This window comes from Acidiplasma aeolicum (assembly GCF_001402945.1).
Lineage (GTDB): Archaea > Thermoplasmatota > Thermoplasmata > Thermoplasmatales > Thermoplasmataceae > Acidiplasma > Acidiplasma aeolicum.
The window spans coordinates 1-530 of record NZ_LKBG01000217.1 but is presented as its reverse complement, the minus strand read 5'-3'; the positions used below and the strand labels follow the sequence as shown (position 1 = coordinate 530).

Here is a 530-nt window from a genome sequence, read left to right as displayed (position 1 = left end):
TATTTCATTAATAACCTTATTGCCGTTGGTGATGTGTATAGTATGTTTACACCATACCTTTCTATGATTTCCCACATCCTATCAGGTTTTGGATAATCTATTGCACCCTCGTATATTATTGATGTTAATCCAAGTATTAAGGGCCCGAACACCGCAAAACTATGGCCAGTTATCCATCCAAAGTCTGCTGTGCACCAGTATCTGTCTTCTTCCTTTGGATCAAATGCCCATTTAAGTGTGTTTGCAACCCACACAGGATATCCGCCATTGCCATGCACTATGCCCTTTGGCTTTCCTGTTGTTCCCGATGTGTATAGAATAAATAATGGGTCATTTGAATCCATCCTTTCGGGTTCAACATATGAATCCTCCAGAATTTCATCATAGTAATAATCACGGTCACTGACCATGCTTATTTTATTATTTGCATTCCTTACAACTATTACATTGTCTATGCCGGTGCTTAAATCAGCAGCACGGTCCACTATATTCTTTAAATCTATTAATTTGCCCTTTCTGTATGCACCATC

1 protein-coding gene is annotated in these 530 nt (G+C 38.9%); it reads right to left on the bottom strand.

The genetic code is table 11. From position 1 onward, the window contains the following. The coding region (locus tag AOG54_RS04670) for an AMP-binding protein (protein WP_156324215.1) at positions 1-530 on the bottom strand (530 nt) is incomplete at both ends.